The organism is Pseudomonas sp. ZT5P21, from assembly GCF_054897785.1.
In genome coordinates, this window is sequence record NZ_CM142705.1 from 4,157,821 (window position 1) to 4,173,408 (window position 15,588).

Consider the following 15,588-nt stretch of genomic DNA (forward strand, 5'->3'; position numbering starts at 1 on the left):
GTTTCGCCCTTACGGCGAGTCACTTGGAGAAGCGCCAAGTAACCAAGCGCTCTTGCCCCTTTCGTTCGGTGCCTCGCTGTGGCTCGGCATGCCCTCGCTCCGGTCCTGCTCCGTAGGCCCGCCGCGATCGGCCATCCATGGCCGTGCGCGGCTAACCCGGCATCCATGCCGGGTTGCCCACTGCGCAGAACCTCCACTCGGCGTCTCGAGGGGGCGACTACCGCAACAGCACCGCGAGGCGGCCTGCCAGCCGACCTAGTTCTTTAAGCGCAGCATCCCCCTGTGTGAGCGAGCCTGCCCGCGAAGCTGTTGATCTTGCTGTTGCCTTGGCTTTTGATCTTGAGCCACCCGCCCCTTCGGGAGGCTGAGTGGAGGTGTTCATCCGGGGAGTGGCGCGTAGCGCCGTTCGACGCAGTCGAACACGCTGCATGTAGGTCGTCGCGAAGCAGACCGGAGGGCAGTGTCCCCGGATGAATACCGGAACGAAGGAACGCCGAGCCCCAGCGAGGGGCCGGACGCTCGGGGCGAGCCTTTTTTGCTTACTTTTTTTGGCGTTTGAAAAAAAGTGAGTCGCCGTAAGGGCGAAACCGCCAGCGGCCGTTACCGCAGAAATGGATATGTACTCGGCCAACATAAGACAGGTCGGCTATCAGGCCGCCTTCGCGGGCAAGTCGGATCGCCGCACCGCTCGCCCCTACAGAAGCAACGCAATAAAAAATGCCCCGATCTCTCAACCGGGGCATTTCTGTTTGACGCATCTTACAAAAACAAACCCAACGTTTTAGTGAGACACAGCCCCACTCGCCCCCAGACCAGTCTGCGAACGAACAAACTGCGGGAAGAACAGCGCCCGCTCATTGTCAGCCGCCTTGGACTTGTCAGTGATCGAGAAGAACCAGATCCCGACAAAGGCAATGGCCATTGAGAACAGCGCCGGGTATTCATACGGGAAGATCGCCTTCTCGTGACCCATAATTTGCACCCAGATGGTTGGCCCCAACACCATCAAGCCAACAGCACTGATCAGCCCCAGCCAACCGCCAATCATCGCACCGCGAGTCGTCAACTTCTTCCAGTACATGGAAAGCAGCAGCACCGGGAAGTTACAGCTGGCCGCGATAGAGAACGCCAGGCCTACCATGAACGCGATATTTTGCTTCTCGAACAGAATGCCCAGACCAATCGCCAGTACCGCCAAAGCGATGGTGGTGATTTTCGAGACGCGAATCTCGTCCTTCTCGTTGGCCTTGCCCTTCTTGATCACGCTGGCATAGAGGTCGTGAGACACCGCCGAAGCACCGGCCAGTGTCAGACCGGCAACCACTGCCAGAATGGTCGCGAACGCTACTGCCGAGATGAAGCCCAGGAAGATACTGCCACCGACCGCGTTGGCCAGATGCACTGCCGCCATGTTGTTGCCGCCCAACAGCGCGCCAGCCGCGTCTTTGAAGGCCGGGTTGGTGCTGACAAGCAGGATCGCACCGAAGCCGATGATGAAGGTCAGGATATAGAAGTAACCAATGAAGCCCGTTGCATACAGCACGCTTTTGCGAGCTTCTTTCGCGTCACTCACGGTGAAGAAGCGCATCAGGATGTGTGGCAGGCCAGCGGTGCCGAACATCAGCGCCAGGCCCAGGGAGAACGCGGAGATCGGGTCTTTCACCAGACCGCCCGGGCTCATGATCGCCTCACCTTTAGGGTGGACCTTGATCGCCTCGGAGAACAATGCGTTGAAGTCGAAATTGACGTGCTTCATCACCATCAGCGCCATGAACGAAGCGCCGGACAGCAACAGCACAGCCTTGATGATCTGCACCCAGGTGGTCGCCAGCATGCCGCCGAACAGCACGTACATGCACATCAGGATACCGACCAAGATCACCGCAACGTGGTAGTCGAGACCGAACAGCAGCTGGATCAGCTTGCCGGCACCGACCATTTGCGCGATCAGGTAGAACGCCACCACCACCAGCGAACCGCACGCGGACAGCGAGCGAATCTGGGTTTGCCCAAGGCGGTAGGACGCCACGTCGGCAAACGTGTATTTACCCAGGTTACGCAGGCGCTCGGCGATCAGGAACAAAATGATCGGCCAGCCCACCAGGAAGCCGATGGAGTAGATCAGGCCGTCGTAGCCGGAGGTGAACACCAGGGCGGAAATACCCAGGAAGGACGCCGCAGACATGTAGTCGCCAGCAATCGCCAGACCGTTCTGGAAGCCGGTGATTTTGCCGCCGGCCGCGTAGTAGTCGGCCGCCGAGTTGTTTTTCTTGGAGGCCCAGTAAGTGATATATAAAGTTGCGCCGACGAACGCCACGAACATCAGGATCGCGGCGACGTTCAACGGTTGTTTGCTCACTGCACCGGTCAGGGCGTCAGCCGCCCAGACGCCAGGTGTGAAGGCTGCGATGCTCAATAGAGCCATTAGACGCCGGATCATTGCTGAGCCTCCTTGAGAATCGCATTGTTCAGGTCGTCGAATTCGCCATTGGCGCGTCGAACGTAGATCCCGGTCAGGACGAAGGCCGAGAGAATCAGCCCGACACCGATCGGTATGCCCCAGGTAATCGATGACTCAGGGCTGATTTTCGCCCCCAGTATATGAGGCCCGTAAGCGATCAAAAGGATGAATCCGGAGTAAAGCCCAAGCATGATCGCCGAAAGAATCCAGGCGAACCTTTCTCGCTTACTAACCAGCTCCTTGAAGCGCGGGCTGTTTTGAATCGAGAGGTAAATGCTGTCGTTCATTGTTTTTATCCTCGCAGCACAGATTATTGGTGGAACGGTATCCACTCTATGCGGCTGCGGGGCAGGTTCCAGACGACCTTAGTATTAGAACGACGTGACAGAGTCGCCATTTTCCAGCATGCAGAAAACAAATGTGGGAGCGGGCTTGCTCACGAAGGCGGTCTGTCAGCCAACATCTCTGTTAACTGACAGACCGCCTTCGTGAGCAAGCCCGCTCCCACAGGTAAAGCACTCTTCGTTGTTACTTGGTCCAGTCTGCAACGCGCTCCGGATGCTTGGCGACCCAATCCTTCGCAGCGGCATCAGGCTTGGCACCGTCCTGAATCGCCAACATGACTTCGCCGATTTCGTCTTTCGATGCCCACTGGAAGTTCTTCAGGAACTTCGCCACTTCCGGCGCTTTGGTGGCCAGTTCTTTGCTACCGATGCTGTTCACGGTTTCAGCTGCGCCATAAACGCCTTTCGGGTCGTCCAGGAAGCGCAGTTTCCACTTGGCGAACATCCAGTGCGGCACCCAACCGGTGACGGCGATGGATTCGTTTTTCTTCTCGGCACGGGTCAGTTCGGCAATCATGCCGGCGCCGGAACTGGCCTTGAGTTGATAACCAGTCAGGTCGTAATCCTTGATCGCCTGTTCGCTTTTGAGCATGACACCCGAACCGGCGTCGATGCCGACGATGCGTTTTTTGAAGCTGTCGTCGGTTTTCAGATCGTCAATGGTTTTGGCCTTGACGTACTCCGGCACGATCAAGCCGATTTTCGCGTCCTTGAAGTTCGGGCCGTAGTCGACGACCTGATCCTTGTTCTTGGTCCAGTAATCGCCGTGAGTCACCGGCAGCCAGGCGGACAGCATGGCGTCGAGTTTGCCGGTGGCCACACCCTGCCACATGATCCCGGTGGCGACGGCTTGCAGCTTCACGTCATAACCCAGTTTCTGCTTGATCACTTCGGCCGCCACGTGGGTGGTCGCGACGCTGTCGGACCAACCGTCAACGTAACCGATGCTCAGGGTTTTGCTCTCGGCATTGGCCATCGTGGAGCCAATCGCAAGCACCAGTGCGGCACCCGCGCCTAAAAGTCGTCGCATCTTCATCGTTACTTCCCCGAAAGTGCTGCGCTCGACGGATGCCGAGTCGCGTCAACGTATTGTTATGGTGCACAGCGCCCCCATCACGCCTCACCGCAAACTCGTTCGATCATCAGCGCGATTTTATTAATGAGAACACTGACGCCTCGATAATCAACCTCACGCCAACGGCGACCTGTGCTGTCAGCGACCTCAAGGCATCGAGAAACGACATCAGAACGCCATTAACCACCTCCTTTTCGCAGACACTCGCCAGTCCGCCCGAACTTTGCATGTCAAAATCATGCAGGGCACCAAGCCCGGGACAAATGCAGGTAACATGCGCGGCTTTGCTTCCAGACGGCCTGACCATGCCCGCACCCTCACGTTTTCCTTTTTTTGCTTATTTATTTGCCTGCCTGCTGGGGCTGTTTGCCCTTGGCGGTTTTTGGTACGGTCTTGGCAAACCGGTGATTCTGCCGGACGTCGCCAGTGCGACACACAAACTGCAATGCGCCTCCTACACCCCGTTCGACAAAGACCAGTCACCGTTCAATCAGCCGTTCAAGTTGCGCCCCGAGCGCATGGATGCCGACCTCGCGCTGCTGGCCACTCGCTTCGAATGCATCCGCACCTATTCCATGACTGGCCTTGAGGCTCTGCCCGATCTGGCGCGCAAGCATGGCCTGAAGTTGATGATCGGCGCCTGGGTCAACAGCAACCCCGTGGACACCGAAAAAGAAGTCGACCTGCTGATCGCTTCCGCCAATGCCAACCCGGACGTGGTGACGTCAGTCATCGTCGGCAACGAAGTCCTGTTGCGCAAGGAAATCACCGGGGCGCAGTTGGCCAGGCTGATCAACAAGGTCAAAAGCCAGGTCAAGCAACCGGTCACCTATGCCGATGTCTGGGAGTTCTGGCTTAAACACCCGGAAATTGCCCCGGCGGTGGATTTCCTCACCATTCACCTGCTGCCGTACTGGGAAGACGATCCGTCGAACATCGACGCCGCACTGCAGCATGTGAGCGAAGTGCGTCAGGTGTTCGGCAACAAATTTGCGCCCAAGGACGTGATGATTGGTGAAACCGGCTGGCCGAGCGAAGGCCGTCAGCGTGAAACGGCGCTGCCGAGCCGGGTCAATGAAGCCAGGTTCATTCGTGGCTTCGTGATCATGGCCGAGCAGCAAGGCTGGCATTACAACCTGATCGAAGCCTTCGACCAACCCTGGAAACGCGCCAGTGAAGGTGCGGTCGGTGGTTACTGGGGGCTGTTTGATGCCGATCGTCAGGACAAGGGCGTGCTGGCAGGGCCGGTGTCGAACGTGCCGTTCTGGTTGGAATGGCTGGTGGCGGGGGGAGTGATTTTTCTCGCCACGCTGATTCTTGGCGGCCGCGTACGCAGCATCCGTGCGGCATTGGTTCTGCCACTCCTGGGCGCGATGGCGGCCTGCTCGATTGGCGCGTGGGGCGATTTGGCGCGGGTGACCACACGGTTTGCCAGTGAATGGTTGTGGGTCGCCTTGCTGACGGGTTTGAATCTGTTGGTGCTGGCGCATGCAGCGCTGACATTGAGCACTCGCACTGGCTGGCGTGGGCGAGCCTTCAATAGACTGGAGCGTCGGGCTGGGTGGCTTCTGGCAACGGCAGGATTTGCGGCTGCGGTGATGATGCTGGAGCTGGTGTTCGATCCGCGTTACCGCAGCTTCCCGAGTGTCGCGTTCATCCTCCCGGCGCTGGTTTACCTGTGCCGTCCGGTCAGCGTGCCGCGTCGAGAGATCGCCCTGTTGACGTTCATTATCGGTGCCGGCATTGCGCCGCAGTTGTATCGCGAAGGGTTGCAGAACCAGCAGGCCTGGGGTTGGGCATTGGTGAGTGTGTTGATGGTGACGGCGTTGTGGCGCAGTTTGCGGGTTCGCAAGGGCTAATCGACAAAGCAAGATCAAGGGATCGCAGCCTGCGGCAGCTCCTACGGAGAAACGCGTTTTCCGTGTAGGAGCTGCCGCAGGCTGCGATCTTTTTGATCAGACGCCGGGGGCTGCTCTGACCAACCGCAACCCTGCAATCACCACCGCAAACACCGCCATTGTCGTGTTGTACAACGCCAGCGCCGGTAACCCGAACACCAGCGCCAGCATCGCCAACCACCACCCGGCCCGGCCCGGCAATACAAAGCCGATCACCGCTGCCGCCAGGGCCGACCAGCCCAACACCTTGAAATGAATCATCAGGCCAAGGTTCGAACGGACCAGACATTCCCAACGACTCGCGTCGTCGACGCAGAGACCGATCCACTGCGCATCCTCCATGAAGCCATAACGCGCGCCATAACTGGCGGCCAGCCATAAAGGCAGCAAAACAAGCAACAGAATCACGGGCAGGCGGCGGGACATGAGGCACTCCAATAAACGAAAACGGCGGCCAGCTTAATCCCCCGACGACGGTAATCAAAACGGGCGAAACAGATAATTAGCCACGAAATCGCTGCAAAGTGTATCGTCCAGCTACCATTACTCCGAAATTAGGCCTGTTTGGTGCCGATGCATGGCACTTTGGCGAACCCTCTGTGGTCATAGCCTGCGAACTTCATCCGGCACCTTTCTCTCTAAGGGATCTAGTCATGCTCCGTTCCTTGCGCTTCGCCGCCCTTTTTGGCGGCATTATTTTGAGTGCGTCCGCACTGGCGGTCGATATCGACGCCGCCAGTTATGGCTATCCCTTGACCAATCCGTTCGAGGCAACCATTGCGACGACACCGCCGGACCTGCGTCCGGAATTGCCGCTGGACGACGACATCAATCAGTCGGACCGTAGCGTCACGTTGCGCCCGGAGCGTGAATTCGAATTGCCGGACAACTTCTGGCCGGTGAAGAAACTGACCTATCGCATCGCCACCCAGGAAAAAGCCGCACCACTGATCTTCCTGATCGCCGGCACGGGGGCACGCTATGACAGCAGCCTTAACGAATACCTGAAAAAGCTCTACTACAAGGCCGGCTACCACGTGGTCCAACTGTCGTCGCCTACCAGCTTCGACTTCATGAGCGCCGCCTCACGCTTTGCCACACCCGGCATCACCAAGGATGACGCCGAAGACATGTACCGGGTGATGCAAGCCGTGCGGGCGCAAAATCCGAAACTGCCCGTCACCGATTACTACTTGACCGGTTATAGCCTGGGTGCACTGGACGCCGCATTCGTCGCGCACCTGGACGAAACCCGCCGCAGTTTCAATTTTAAGAAAGTCTTGCTGCTCAACCCGCCGGTCAACCTCTACACCTCGATCACCAACCTGGACAGACTCGTCCAGACAGAGGTCAAGGGCATCAATAACAGCACCACGTTCTATGAACTGGTGCTGGATAAACTGACCCGCTACTTCCAGCAAAAAGGCTACATCGACCTCAACGATGCCCTGCTCTATGACTTCCAGCAGTCCAAGCAGCACCTGACCAACGAACAGATGGCCATGCTGATCGGCACCTCGTTCCGCTTCTCGGCTGCTGACATTGCCTTTACCTCGGACCTGATTAACCGACGTGGCTTGATCACTCCGCCGAAAACGCCAATCACCGAAGGCACCAGCCTCACGCCTTATCTGAAGCGTGCGCTGCAGTGCGACTTCGACTGCTACCTCACTGAGCAGGTGATCCCGATGTGGCGCGCGCGCACTGACGGCGGCAGCCTGCTGCAACTGATCGACCAGGTCAGCCTGTATGCCTTGAAGGATTACCTGCACGACAGCCCGAAAATCGCGGTCATGCACAACGCTGACGATGTGATTCTCGGTCCTGGGGATCTGGGCTTTCTGCGCAAGACCTTCGGCGACCGCTTGACTGTTTATCCACTGGGTGGCCATTGCGGCAACATTAACTACCGCGTCAACAGCGACGCCATGCTGGAGTTCTTCCGTGGCTAAATACCTCCTGCTTATCGCAGCGTTACTCTGTGCAGGCGCCGCCAATGCCGACAACAGCAAAGCCAACGCGCCGGTTGTCATCGACAACGATGGCTTCAAGGAGCCTCTGAGCAAACTCAAATTCAACCCGGGGCTGGATCAGCGCGAATTCGAACGCTCGACGCTCAGCGCGCTGGCCGTCTACGACCCGCTGGAAGAGTGGAATCGCCGGGTGTATCACTTCAACTATCGCTTCGACCAATGGGTGTTCCTGCCCGTGGTCGACGGTTATCGCTACATCACGCCGAGCTTCCTGCGCACCGGCGTCAGCAATTTCTTCAACAACCTCGGCGACGTTCCGGACCTGATGAACAGCCTGCTGCAGTTCAAAGGCAAGCGATCGATGGAGACCACCGCGCGCCTGCTGCTGAACACCACCGTCGGCATCGCCGGCCTGTGGGACCCGGCCACCGCTATGGGCCTGCCGCGCCAGAGCGAAGACTTCGGCCAGACGCTCGGTTTCTACGGCGTACCGGGCGGCGCCTACTTCGTGCTGCCGGTCCTGGGCCCTTCCAATATCCGCGACACCGGCGGCCTGGCCGTGGACTTCACCGCCGAGTCGGCGATCAACTTCCTGAACGTCTCGGAAGTCAGCTCCAACCATCCTGAAGTGTGGCTCCTGCGCAGCGTCGACAAGCGCAATCAGACCGGCTTCCGTTATGGCCAGCTGAACTCGCCGTTCGAGTACGAGAAGGTTCGATACGTGTATACCGAGTCACGCAAGTTGCAGATTGCCGAATAATTTATTGGCAACAAATAACTGTGGGAGCGAGCTTGCTCGCGATGGCGGTATACCAGTCAACTCAGATGTTGGATGTTATGGCCTCATCGCGAGCAAGCTCGCTCCCACAATGTTATGTGCTGTACTTGGAAGGTTCTGGCGTCAGCCTTTCACTGCTTTCCAGAGCTTGCCGACCACCATCACACCCGCCAACACCACCGCACCCGCCACAATCCCCGCCACGGCATTCAGCAACGTCGGCACGATAAACCCGGCACCGCCCGCCCCCGCGCTGACGCTTTCAATCCAGTGATGAACCACCGGCACACCGTGGGTCAGTATCCCCCCGCCCACCAGAAACATCGCCGCCGTACCGATCACCGACAGGCTTTTCATCATGTACGGCGCCGCACGCAGAATACCGCCGCCGATGCTTTTGGCCATCTGGCCTGGCTTTTGGGTCAGCCACAGCCCGAGGTCATCGAGCTTGACGATACCGGCCACCAGGCCGTAGACACCCACGGTCATGACGATGGCAATGCCCGACAGCACGATGACCTGCTGGGTCAGCGGCGCATCGGCCACGGTGCCGAGGGTGATGGCAATGATTTCCGCCGAGAGGATGAAGTCGGTGCGGACCGCGCCCTTGATCTTGTCCTTCTCGAACGCCACCAGATCGACTGCCGGATCAGCCACAGCCTCGACCAACTGCGCATGCTCGGCCTGGTCTTCAGCCTTGCTGTGCAGGAACTTGTGCGCGAGTTTTTCGAAACCTTCGAAGCACAGGTAGGCGCCACCGACCATCAGCAACGGCGTGACCAGCCACGGAATGAACGCACTGATCGCCAGCGCTGACGGCACCAGAATCAGCTTGTTGATAAACGAGCCCTTGGCGACCGCCCACACCACCGGGATTTCCCGCTCGGCACGTACACCGCTGACCTGCTGGGCATTGAGCGCCAGATCGTCACCGAGCACGCCGGCGGTTTTCTTGGCGGCCATTTTGGTCATTAACGCCACGTCGTCGAGTACGGCGGCAATGTCGTCGATCAGCAACAGTAAACTGCTTCCTGCCATGAATCAGGTGTCCTTCTGGAATGAATGCAGCGCAGCATAGCTCGGACGAGCGCCACACGGGGCATTCTTGAGCGCCGCGCGAGGCCGGTGCTACCATGCGCAACCGCCAGAACAGGCAAGGAACCACCTGGTTTATGAGCACTATCCGCGAGCGCAACAAACAACTGATCCTGCGTGCCGCCAGTGAAGAATTTGCCGACAAGGGCTTCGCTGCGACCAAAACCAGTGACATCGCAGCCAAAGCGGGATTGCCCAAGCCCAACGTCTACTACTACTTCAAATCCAAGGAAAACCTCTACCGCGAGGTTCTGGAAAGCATCATCGAGCCCATCCTGCAGGCCTCGACGCCGTTCAACGCCGACGGCGTGCCCAGTGAAGTGCTGAGCGGATACATCCGCTCGAAGATCCGTATCTCCCGCGACCTGCCCTTCGCCTCGAAGGTATTCGCCAGCGAAATCATGCACGGCGCCCCGCACCTGAGCGCCGACCTGGTCGAACAACTGAACAGCCAGGCCAGGCACAACATCGACTGTATCCAGACCTGGATCGACCGCGGCCAGATCGCCCCCCTCGACCCCAACCATCTGATGTTCAGCATCTGGGCCGCTACCCAGACCTACGCCGACTTTGACTGGCAGATCACCGCCATTACCGGCAAGGCCAAGCTGGATGAAGAGGATTATGAAGCGGCGGCGCAGACGATTATCCGGTTGGTGCTGAAGGGGTGTGAGCCGGATCTTTAAACCTCAACGCCGCCATCGCGAGCAAGCTCGCTCCCACATTGGATCTCGCTGATCACAGAATATATGCTCACTGAGCCTTCCCAGTGGGAGCGAGCTTGCTCGCGATGGCAGCAACTCGGTTTCGGATCAAACCCAAATCGCATCCCACAGTGGATATTCGCCTAGTCGCTCTACGAAGCCGGCCCTTAACGGATTGGCAACGACATAGCGTGCGAGCTTTACCAAGTCATCCTCTTGCCGCAATGCTCGATCGTGATAACCCTGCTGCCAAAGACTGCCCCTGCGACCGACGGACATGTTCACGGCTCGCGTACTCAATGATTTGGTCCTTTGCATCAGCTCACTCAATGACCCCTGCTGCAGCTCGATCAACCAGTGGAAGTGATCAGGCATCACGACCCAAGCCAATGAATTCGCCCAACCCTGATTTTGGGCATGACGAAACTGGCCCACGACCAACCGCCCCAAAGAGAAATTCTTGAAGACAGGCCCTCGGCCAATTGTATTGGTGGTCAATAGATAGATGCGGTTTGCTTCGGTATAGCGCCCAAGGCGCAGGCGATGTGAAGCTGGAAGATCAGGCATTCCTTTGCCTCTCTCATTATTAAGTCATGAGGAAGGCTAGACCTGTAGATGCATGAGAGGGGGGGCAGATTTTTAGCTGGATGTGTCCTTCAGAAAGCCATCGCGAGCAAGCTCGCTCCCACAGGGGTTTCGGGTGCTCACAAATTTTGTGTTTATTCCAAATCCACTGTGGGAGTGAGCTTGCTCGCGATGGCTGCGGTTCAGTCACCACAAATCAGGCAGTAACCCCCGCATCCGCCCTCAACCCCAACGCCTCGATCGCATTGATTGCACACTGCTCATCAACATCCGACAAATCCCCGCTGATGCCCACCGCCCCCAACACATTCCCGCCCTGATCCCGGATCAACACACCGCCCGGTGCCGGCACCACACTGCCCTGCCCCAGACTATTCAAAGCAGCGATAAATGCCGGGCGTTGCTGGGCGTCCAGCGCCAGCAGGCGTGAGCCTTTGCCCAGCGCGATGGCGCCCCAGGCTTTGCCGATGGCGATTTGCGGTCGCAGCAGGCTGGCGCCGTCTTCGCGTTGCAACGAGAGCAAATGCCCGCCGGCATCCAGCACGGCGATGGTCAGCGGGGCCGCGGAGATTGCACGCGCGGCCGAGATGGCCTGACTGGTCAGGTTGACTGCCACTTTCAAGGTTAAAGCGCTCATGGTGCCGTCCTCATTTTGTTATAGGGAAAGCGCGTGGAGTGCGCATGTGTGGCGCAGCCCGATGCAACAAATAGAACACAACTAGCTAGTTTTTTGTATACAATTATTATCGAAAAGCCCCGCACACGACGAAAAGCCACAGCAGAACAGGCTTCCGACGAATGAAACAGACGCTTGAGAAAATGGATTGACCTACGCCGCCCGCCGTGAATACACTCTGCGCAAAGCCACTTGTATACAATTACAAAACGTAAGAGGCACAAAACCATGAGCAAAATGAGAGCAATCGAAGCCGCCGTTCTGGTGATGCGCCGTGAAGGGGTTGATACCGCTTTTGGCATCCCGGGCGCCGCGATCAACCCGCTGTACAACGCCTTGCAGAAGGTCGGTGGCATCGATCACGTCCTCGCTCGCCACGTTGAAGGCGCCTCGCACATGGCCGAGGGCTACACCCGCACCAAGGCCGGCAACATCGGCGTGTGCATCGGCACTTCCGGCCCGGCCGGTACTGATATGGTCACCGGGCTCTACAGCGCCTCGGCCGACTCGATCCCGATCCTGTGCATCACCGGCCAGGCACCCCGCGCCCGGATGCACAAGGAAGATTTCCAGGCCGTTGATATCACCAGCATCGTCAAGCCAGTGACCAAGTGGGCAACTACCGTTCTAGAACCGGGCCAGGTACCTTACGCCTTCCAGAAAGCCTTCTTCGAAATGCGCTCCGGCCGTCCTGGCCCGGTGCTGATCGACCTGCCATTCGACGTACAGATGGCCGAGATCGAATTCGACATCGACGCCTACCAGCCGCTGCCATTGGCCAAGCCGAGCGCAACCCGCGTTCAGGTGGAAAAAGCCCTGGCCCTGCTCGATCAGGCCGAACGCCCCTTGCTGGTAGCCGGTGGCGGCATCATTAATGCCGATGCCAGCGCCTTGCTGGTGGAGTTCGCTGAGCTGACCGGTATTCCGGTGATTCCCACCCTGATGGGCTGGGGCACGATTCCCGACGATCACCCGCTGATGGTCGGCATGGTAGGTCTGCAAACCTCGCACCGTTACGGCAACGCTACGATGCTGAAATCCGACGTCGTGCTGGGCATCGGCAACCGCTGGGCGAACCGGCATACCGGTTCGGTCGACGTGTACACCGAAGGCCGCAAGTTCATTCACGTCGATATCGAAGGCACTCAGATCGGCCGCGTGTTCACTCCGGACCTGGGCATCGTGTCCGACGCCGCTGCCGCGCTGACCGTGTTCATCAAAGTCGCTCGCGAATGGCAAGCCGCCGGCAAACTGAAAAACCGCAGCGCCTGGCTGCAAGACTGCCAGCAACGTAAAGCCAGCCTGCAGCGCAAGACTCACTTCGACAACGTGCCGGTCAAGCCGCAGCGCGTGTACGAGGAGATGAACCAGGTGTTTGGCAAAGACACCTGCTACGTCAGCACCATTGGTCTGTCGCAGATTGCCGGCGCGCAGTTCCTGCACGTCTACAAACCGCGTCACTGGATCAACTGCGGACAGGCCGGCCCGTTGGGTTGGACCATTCCGGCAGCGCTGGGCGTGGTCAAGGCGGATCCGACCCGCAAAGTCGTGGCACTGTCGGGCGACTACGATTTCCAGTTCATGATCGAGGAATTGGCGGTGGGCGCGCAGTTCAAGCTGCCGTACATCCACGTAGTGGTAAACAACTCCTACCTGGGGCTGATTCGTCAGGCTCAGCGCGGTTTCGACATGGACTATTGCGTGCAGCTGTCCTTCGACAACCTGAACGCTCCGGAACTCAATGGTTACGGTGTCGATCACGTCGCGGTCGCCGAAGGCCTCGGTTGCAAGGCGCTGCGTGTATTCGAACCAGGTCAAATCCAGCCTGCCCTGCGCAAGGCTCAGGAACTGATCGAAGCGTTCAAGGTGCCGGTGATCGTCGAGATTATTCTGGAGCGTGTGACCAACATTTCCATGGGCACCGAGATCAACGCCGTCAACGAATTCGAAGACCTGGCGCTGGTCGGCAACGATGCGCCCACGGCGATTTCGTTGCTCGATTAACTACTTGTGGGAGCGAGCTTGCTCGCGATGAGGCCGGCACATTGAGCATCTATGTTGTCTGGCACACCGCTATCGCGAGCAAGCTCGCTCCCACAAGGGCCCTCACTCATATTTGGGAGACCACCATGCCGCGTTTCGCAGCCAACCTGTCCATGCTGTTCACCGAACAGGATTTTCTCGCCCGTTTCGAAGCAGCCGCCAAGGCCGGCTTCAGTGGTGTCGAATACCTGTTTCCTTACGACTTCAGCTCCGCCGAGATCAAGGCCCGGCTCGACGCCAATGGCCTGACCCAAGTGCTGTTCAACCTGCCGGCCGGTGACTGGGCCAAGGGTGAGCGCGGTATCGCATGCCTGCCGGACCGGGTTGAAGAATTCCGCGCCGGTGTCGATCTGGCCATCGCATACGCGCAAGTGCTGGGCAACACCCAGGTCAACTGCCTGGCCGGTATTCGTCCACAGGGCGTCGACGACGCCACCGTGGAAGAAACATTCGTCGCCAACCTCAAGTACGCGGCCGACAAGCTGCAAGCGGCGGGCATCAAACTGGTGATGGAAGCGATCAACACCCGCGACATCCCGGGTTTCTACCTGAACAACACGGCGCAAGCCCTATCGATTCGCGAACAGGTCGGCAGCGCCAACCTGTTCCTGCAATACGACATCTACCACATGCAAATCATGGAGGGCGACCTGGCCCGCACCCTGCAATCGCATTTGAGTGAAATCAATCACGTGCAATTAGCGGACAACCCTGGGCGCAACGAACCGGGCACCGGTGAAATCAATTACCGCTTCCTGTTCGAACACCTCGACCGTATTGGTTATCAGGGTTGGGTGGGTTGCGAATACAAGCCGCTGACCACAACGGAAGCAGGTCTGGGCTGGCTGAAAACCCACAACGCGATCTGACACAGATCTCCCGTGGAAGCGGGCCCCTATTTGCTTGAAGCAGCAATAAAAACAAGAGGAACTTCTCATGGCTAAAATCGGATTTATCGGCACCGGCATCATGGGCCACCCAATGGCGTTGAACCTGCAGAAAGCCGGACACAGCCTGTTCCTGTCGGCGCACCACGACGCCGCGCCTGCTGACCTGATGGCCGCTGGCGCCATCGCACTGGCGAACCCGAAAGAAGTCGCGCAAGAAGCCGAGTTCATCATCGTCATGGTCCCGGATACCCCGCAGGTCGATGACGTACTGTTCCGCGCCGATGGCATTGCGGCCGGTGTCGGAAAAGGCAAAATCGTCATCGACATGAGCTCGATCTCGCCCACCGCCACCAAAGCCTTCGCCGCCAAAATCAACGAAAAAGGCGCGCAATACCTTGATGCGCCGGTGTCCGGCGGCGAAGTCGGCGCCAAGGCTGCAACCCTGAGCATCATGGTCGGTGGCGATGCAGACGCCTTCAAGCGCGCTCTGCCGCTGTTCCAGGCGATGGGCAAGAACATCACGCTGGTGGGCGGCAACGGCGACGGTCAAACCGCGAAAGTGGCGAACCAGATCATCGTCGCGCTGAATATCCAGGCCGTGGCCGAAGCCCTGCTGTTCGCCTCGAAGAACGGTGCCGATCCAGCCAAGGTTCGTGAAGCACTGATGGGTGGTTTCGCGTCGTCGAAAATCCTCGAAGTGCACGGCGAACGCATGATCAAAGGCACCTTCGACCCGGGCTTCCGCATCAGCCTGCACCAGAAGGACCTGAACCTGGCCCTGCAGGGCGCCAGGGAACTGAACATCAACCTGCCAAACACCGCGAACGCCCAGCAAGTGTTCAGCACGTGCGCGGCCATCGGTGGCAGCAACTGGGACCACTCGGCGCTGATCAAGGGTCTGGAGCACATGGCGAATTTTTCGATTCGCGATAAAAAGTAAGCCCTGCACAAAACCCTGTGGGAGTGGGCTTGCTCGCGAAGAATTCACTGCGGTGTGCCTGACAAACCGTAGTGCCTGATTCGCGAGCAAGTCCGCTCCCACTGGGAACCGAGTTGCCCCTCCAAT

14 protein-coding genes are annotated in these 15,588 nt (G+C 58.6%); 7 read left to right on the forward strand and 7 right to left on the reverse strand.

The window, feature by feature from the left end; translation table 11 throughout:
• Nucleotides 1–781: 781 nt before the first annotated feature.
• The 3 genes from ACYZT9_RS19255 to ACYZT9_RS19265 all read right to left on the reverse strand — a co-directional run bounded on the left by ACYZT9_RS19255 (nt 782) and on the right by ACYZT9_RS19265 (nt 3,841).
• Nucleotides 782–2,440 carry a cation acetate symporter gene (locus ACYZT9_RS19255; protein WP_462006943.1) on the reverse strand — a complete coding sequence of 553 codons (1,659 nt, stop codon included), beginning with the start codon at nt 2,438–2,440 and terminating at the stop codon, nt 782–784.
• Nucleotides 2,437–2,748: a DUF485 domain-containing protein gene (locus ACYZT9_RS19260; protein WP_462006944.1), complete on the reverse strand. Its 312-nt coding sequence runs from the start codon at nt 2,746–2,748 to the stop codon at nt 2,437–2,439. The genes ACYZT9_RS19255 and ACYZT9_RS19260 overlap by 4 nt, the downstream gene beginning before the upstream one ends.
• Before the next feature lie 241 nt (nt 2,749–2,989).
• Nucleotides 2,990–3,841: a glycine betaine ABC transporter substrate-binding protein gene (locus ACYZT9_RS19265; protein ID WP_462006945.1), complete on the reverse strand. Its 852-nt coding sequence runs from the start codon at nt 3,839–3,841 to the stop codon at nt 2,990–2,992.
• A gap of 302 nt (nt 3,842–4,143) precedes the next feature.
• Here ACYZT9_RS19265 and ACYZT9_RS19270 point away from each other — a divergent pair, with 302 nt between their 5' ends.
• On the forward strand, nt 4,144–5,739 hold the full coding sequence (locus tag ACYZT9_RS19270; protein WP_462006946.1) for a glycoside hydrolase family 17 protein: 1,596 nt from the start codon (nt 4,144–4,146) through the stop codon (nt 5,737–5,739).
• 96 nt (nt 5,740–5,835) lie between these two features.
• On the opposite strand, the gene ACYZT9_RS19275 is transcribed toward ACYZT9_RS19270, so the two are convergent.
• Nucleotides 5,836–6,204: a hypothetical protein gene (locus tag ACYZT9_RS19275; protein WP_462006947.1), complete on the reverse strand. Its 369-nt coding sequence runs from the start codon at nt 6,202–6,204 to the stop codon at nt 5,836–5,838.
• 227 nt (nt 6,205–6,431) lie between these two features.
• On the opposite strand from ACYZT9_RS19275, the gene ACYZT9_RS19280 reads away from it, so the two are divergent.
• Both ACYZT9_RS19280 and ACYZT9_RS19285 read left to right on the forward strand, forming a co-directional pair.
• Complete coding sequence (locus tag ACYZT9_RS19280) at nt 6,432–7,730, forward strand: serine/threonine protein kinase (RefSeq protein WP_462006948.1); 1,299 nt, start codon at nt 6,432–6,434, stop codon at nt 7,728–7,730.
• Nucleotides 7,723–8,511 carry an MlaA family lipoprotein gene (locus ACYZT9_RS19285; protein WP_462006949.1) on the forward strand — a complete coding sequence of 263 codons (789 nt, stop codon included), beginning with the start codon at nt 7,723–7,725 and terminating at the stop codon, nt 8,509–8,511. The genes ACYZT9_RS19280 and ACYZT9_RS19285 overlap by 8 nt, the downstream gene beginning before the upstream one ends.
• Before the next feature lie 141 nt (nt 8,512–8,652).
• Here the strand turns inward: ACYZT9_RS19285 and ACYZT9_RS19290 are convergent, their stop codons facing one another.
• Complete coding sequence (locus ACYZT9_RS19290; RefSeq protein WP_462006950.1) at nt 8,653–9,567, reverse strand: DUF808 domain-containing protein; 915 nt, start codon at nt 9,565–9,567, stop codon at nt 8,653–8,655.
• Nucleotides 9,568–9,701: 134 nt separating this feature from the next.
• On the opposite strand from ACYZT9_RS19290, the gene ACYZT9_RS19295 reads away from it, so the two are divergent.
• Entirely contained in the window at nt 9,702–10,310 is a 609-nt protein-coding gene (locus ACYZT9_RS19295) for a TetR/AcrR family transcriptional regulator (RefSeq protein WP_462006951.1), read from the forward strand.
• Nucleotides 10,311–10,436: 126 nt separating this feature from the next.
• Here the strand turns inward: ACYZT9_RS19295 and ACYZT9_RS19300 are convergent, their stop codons facing one another.
• The gene (locus tag ACYZT9_RS19300) at nt 10,437–10,895 is read right to left on the reverse strand and encodes an REP-associated tyrosine transposase (protein WP_462006952.1); all 459 of its coding nucleotides are present in this window, start codon (nt 10,893–10,895) and stop codon (nt 10,437–10,439) included.
• Nucleotides 10,896–11,109: 214 nt separating this feature from the next.
• Entirely contained in the window at nt 11,110–11,550 is a 441-nt protein-coding gene (locus ACYZT9_RS19305; protein WP_462006953.1) for a GlcG/HbpS family heme-binding protein, read from the reverse strand.
• A 267-nt stretch (nt 11,551–11,817) separates the two neighbouring features.
• Between ACYZT9_RS19305 and gcl the strand changes: the two genes are divergently transcribed.
• The 3 genes from gcl (at nt 11,818) to ACYZT9_RS19320 (ending at nt 15,462) form a co-directional block, all read left to right on the forward strand.
• Complete coding sequence (gcl, locus tag ACYZT9_RS19310; protein ID WP_462006954.1) at nt 11,818–13,593, forward strand: glyoxylate carboligase; 1,776 nt, start codon at nt 11,818–11,820, stop codon at nt 13,591–13,593.
• 125 nt (nt 13,594–13,718) lie between these two features.
• A complete protein-coding gene (gene hyi / locus ACYZT9_RS19315) occupies nt 13,719–14,501 on the forward strand; it encodes a hydroxypyruvate isomerase (RefSeq protein WP_462006955.1) in 783 nt (260 codons plus the stop codon).
• 67 nt (nt 14,502–14,568) lie between these two features.
• The gene (locus ACYZT9_RS19320; protein ID WP_462006956.1) at nt 14,569–15,462 is read left to right on the forward strand and encodes a 2-hydroxy-3-oxopropionate reductase; all 894 of its coding nucleotides are present in this window, start codon (nt 14,569–14,571) and stop codon (nt 15,460–15,462) included.
• The last annotated feature ends 126 nt before the right edge of the window (nt 15,463–15,588 follow it).

Bases quoted from the DNA above. Each gene is read 5' to 3' on its own strand.
- ACYZT9_RS19255 (WP_462006943.1), bottom strand. From the start codon at position 2,440: ATGATCCGGCGTCTAATGGCTCTATTGAGCATCGCAGCCTTCACACCT.
- ACYZT9_RS19260 (WP_462006944.1), bottom strand. From the start codon at position 2,748: ATGAACGACAGCATTTACCTCTCGATTCAAAACAGCCCGCGCTTCAAG.
- ACYZT9_RS19265 (WP_462006945.1), bottom strand. From the start codon at position 3,841: ATGAAGATGCGACGACTTTTAGGCGCGGGTGCCGCACTGGTGCTTGCG.
- ACYZT9_RS19270 (WP_462006946.1), top strand. From the start codon at position 4,144: ATGCAGGTAACATGCGCGGCTTTGCTTCCAGACGGCCTGACCATGCCC.
- ACYZT9_RS19275 (WP_462006947.1), bottom strand. From the start codon at position 6,204: ATGTCCCGCCGCCTGCCCGTGATTCTGTTGCTTGTTTTGCTGCCTTTA.
- ACYZT9_RS19280 (WP_462006948.1), top strand. From the start codon at position 6,432: ATGCTCCGTTCCTTGCGCTTCGCCGCCCTTTTTGGCGGCATTATTTTG.
- ACYZT9_RS19290 (WP_462006950.1), bottom strand. From the start codon at position 9,567: ATGGCAGGAAGCAGTTTACTGTTGCTGATCGACGACATTGCCGCCGTA.
- ACYZT9_RS19295 (WP_462006951.1), top strand. From the start codon at position 9,702: ATGAGCACTATCCGCGAGCGCAACAAACAACTGATCCTGCGTGCCGCC.
- ACYZT9_RS19300 (WP_462006952.1), bottom strand. From the start codon at position 10,895: ATGCCTGATCTTCCAGCTTCACATCGCCTGCGCCTTGGGCGCTATACC.
- ACYZT9_RS19305 (WP_462006953.1), bottom strand. From the start codon at position 11,550: ATGAGCGCTTTAACCTTGAAAGTGGCAGTCAACCTGACCAGTCAGGCC.
- gcl (WP_462006954.1), top strand. From the start codon at position 11,818: ATGAGCAAAATGAGAGCAATCGAAGCCGCCGTTCTGGTGATGCGCCGT.
- hyi (WP_462006955.1), top strand. From the start codon at position 13,719: ATGCCGCGTTTCGCAGCCAACCTGTCCATGCTGTTCACCGAACAGGAT.
- ACYZT9_RS19320 (WP_462006956.1), top strand. From the start codon at position 14,569: ATGGCTAAAATCGGATTTATCGGCACCGGCATCATGGGCCACCCAATG.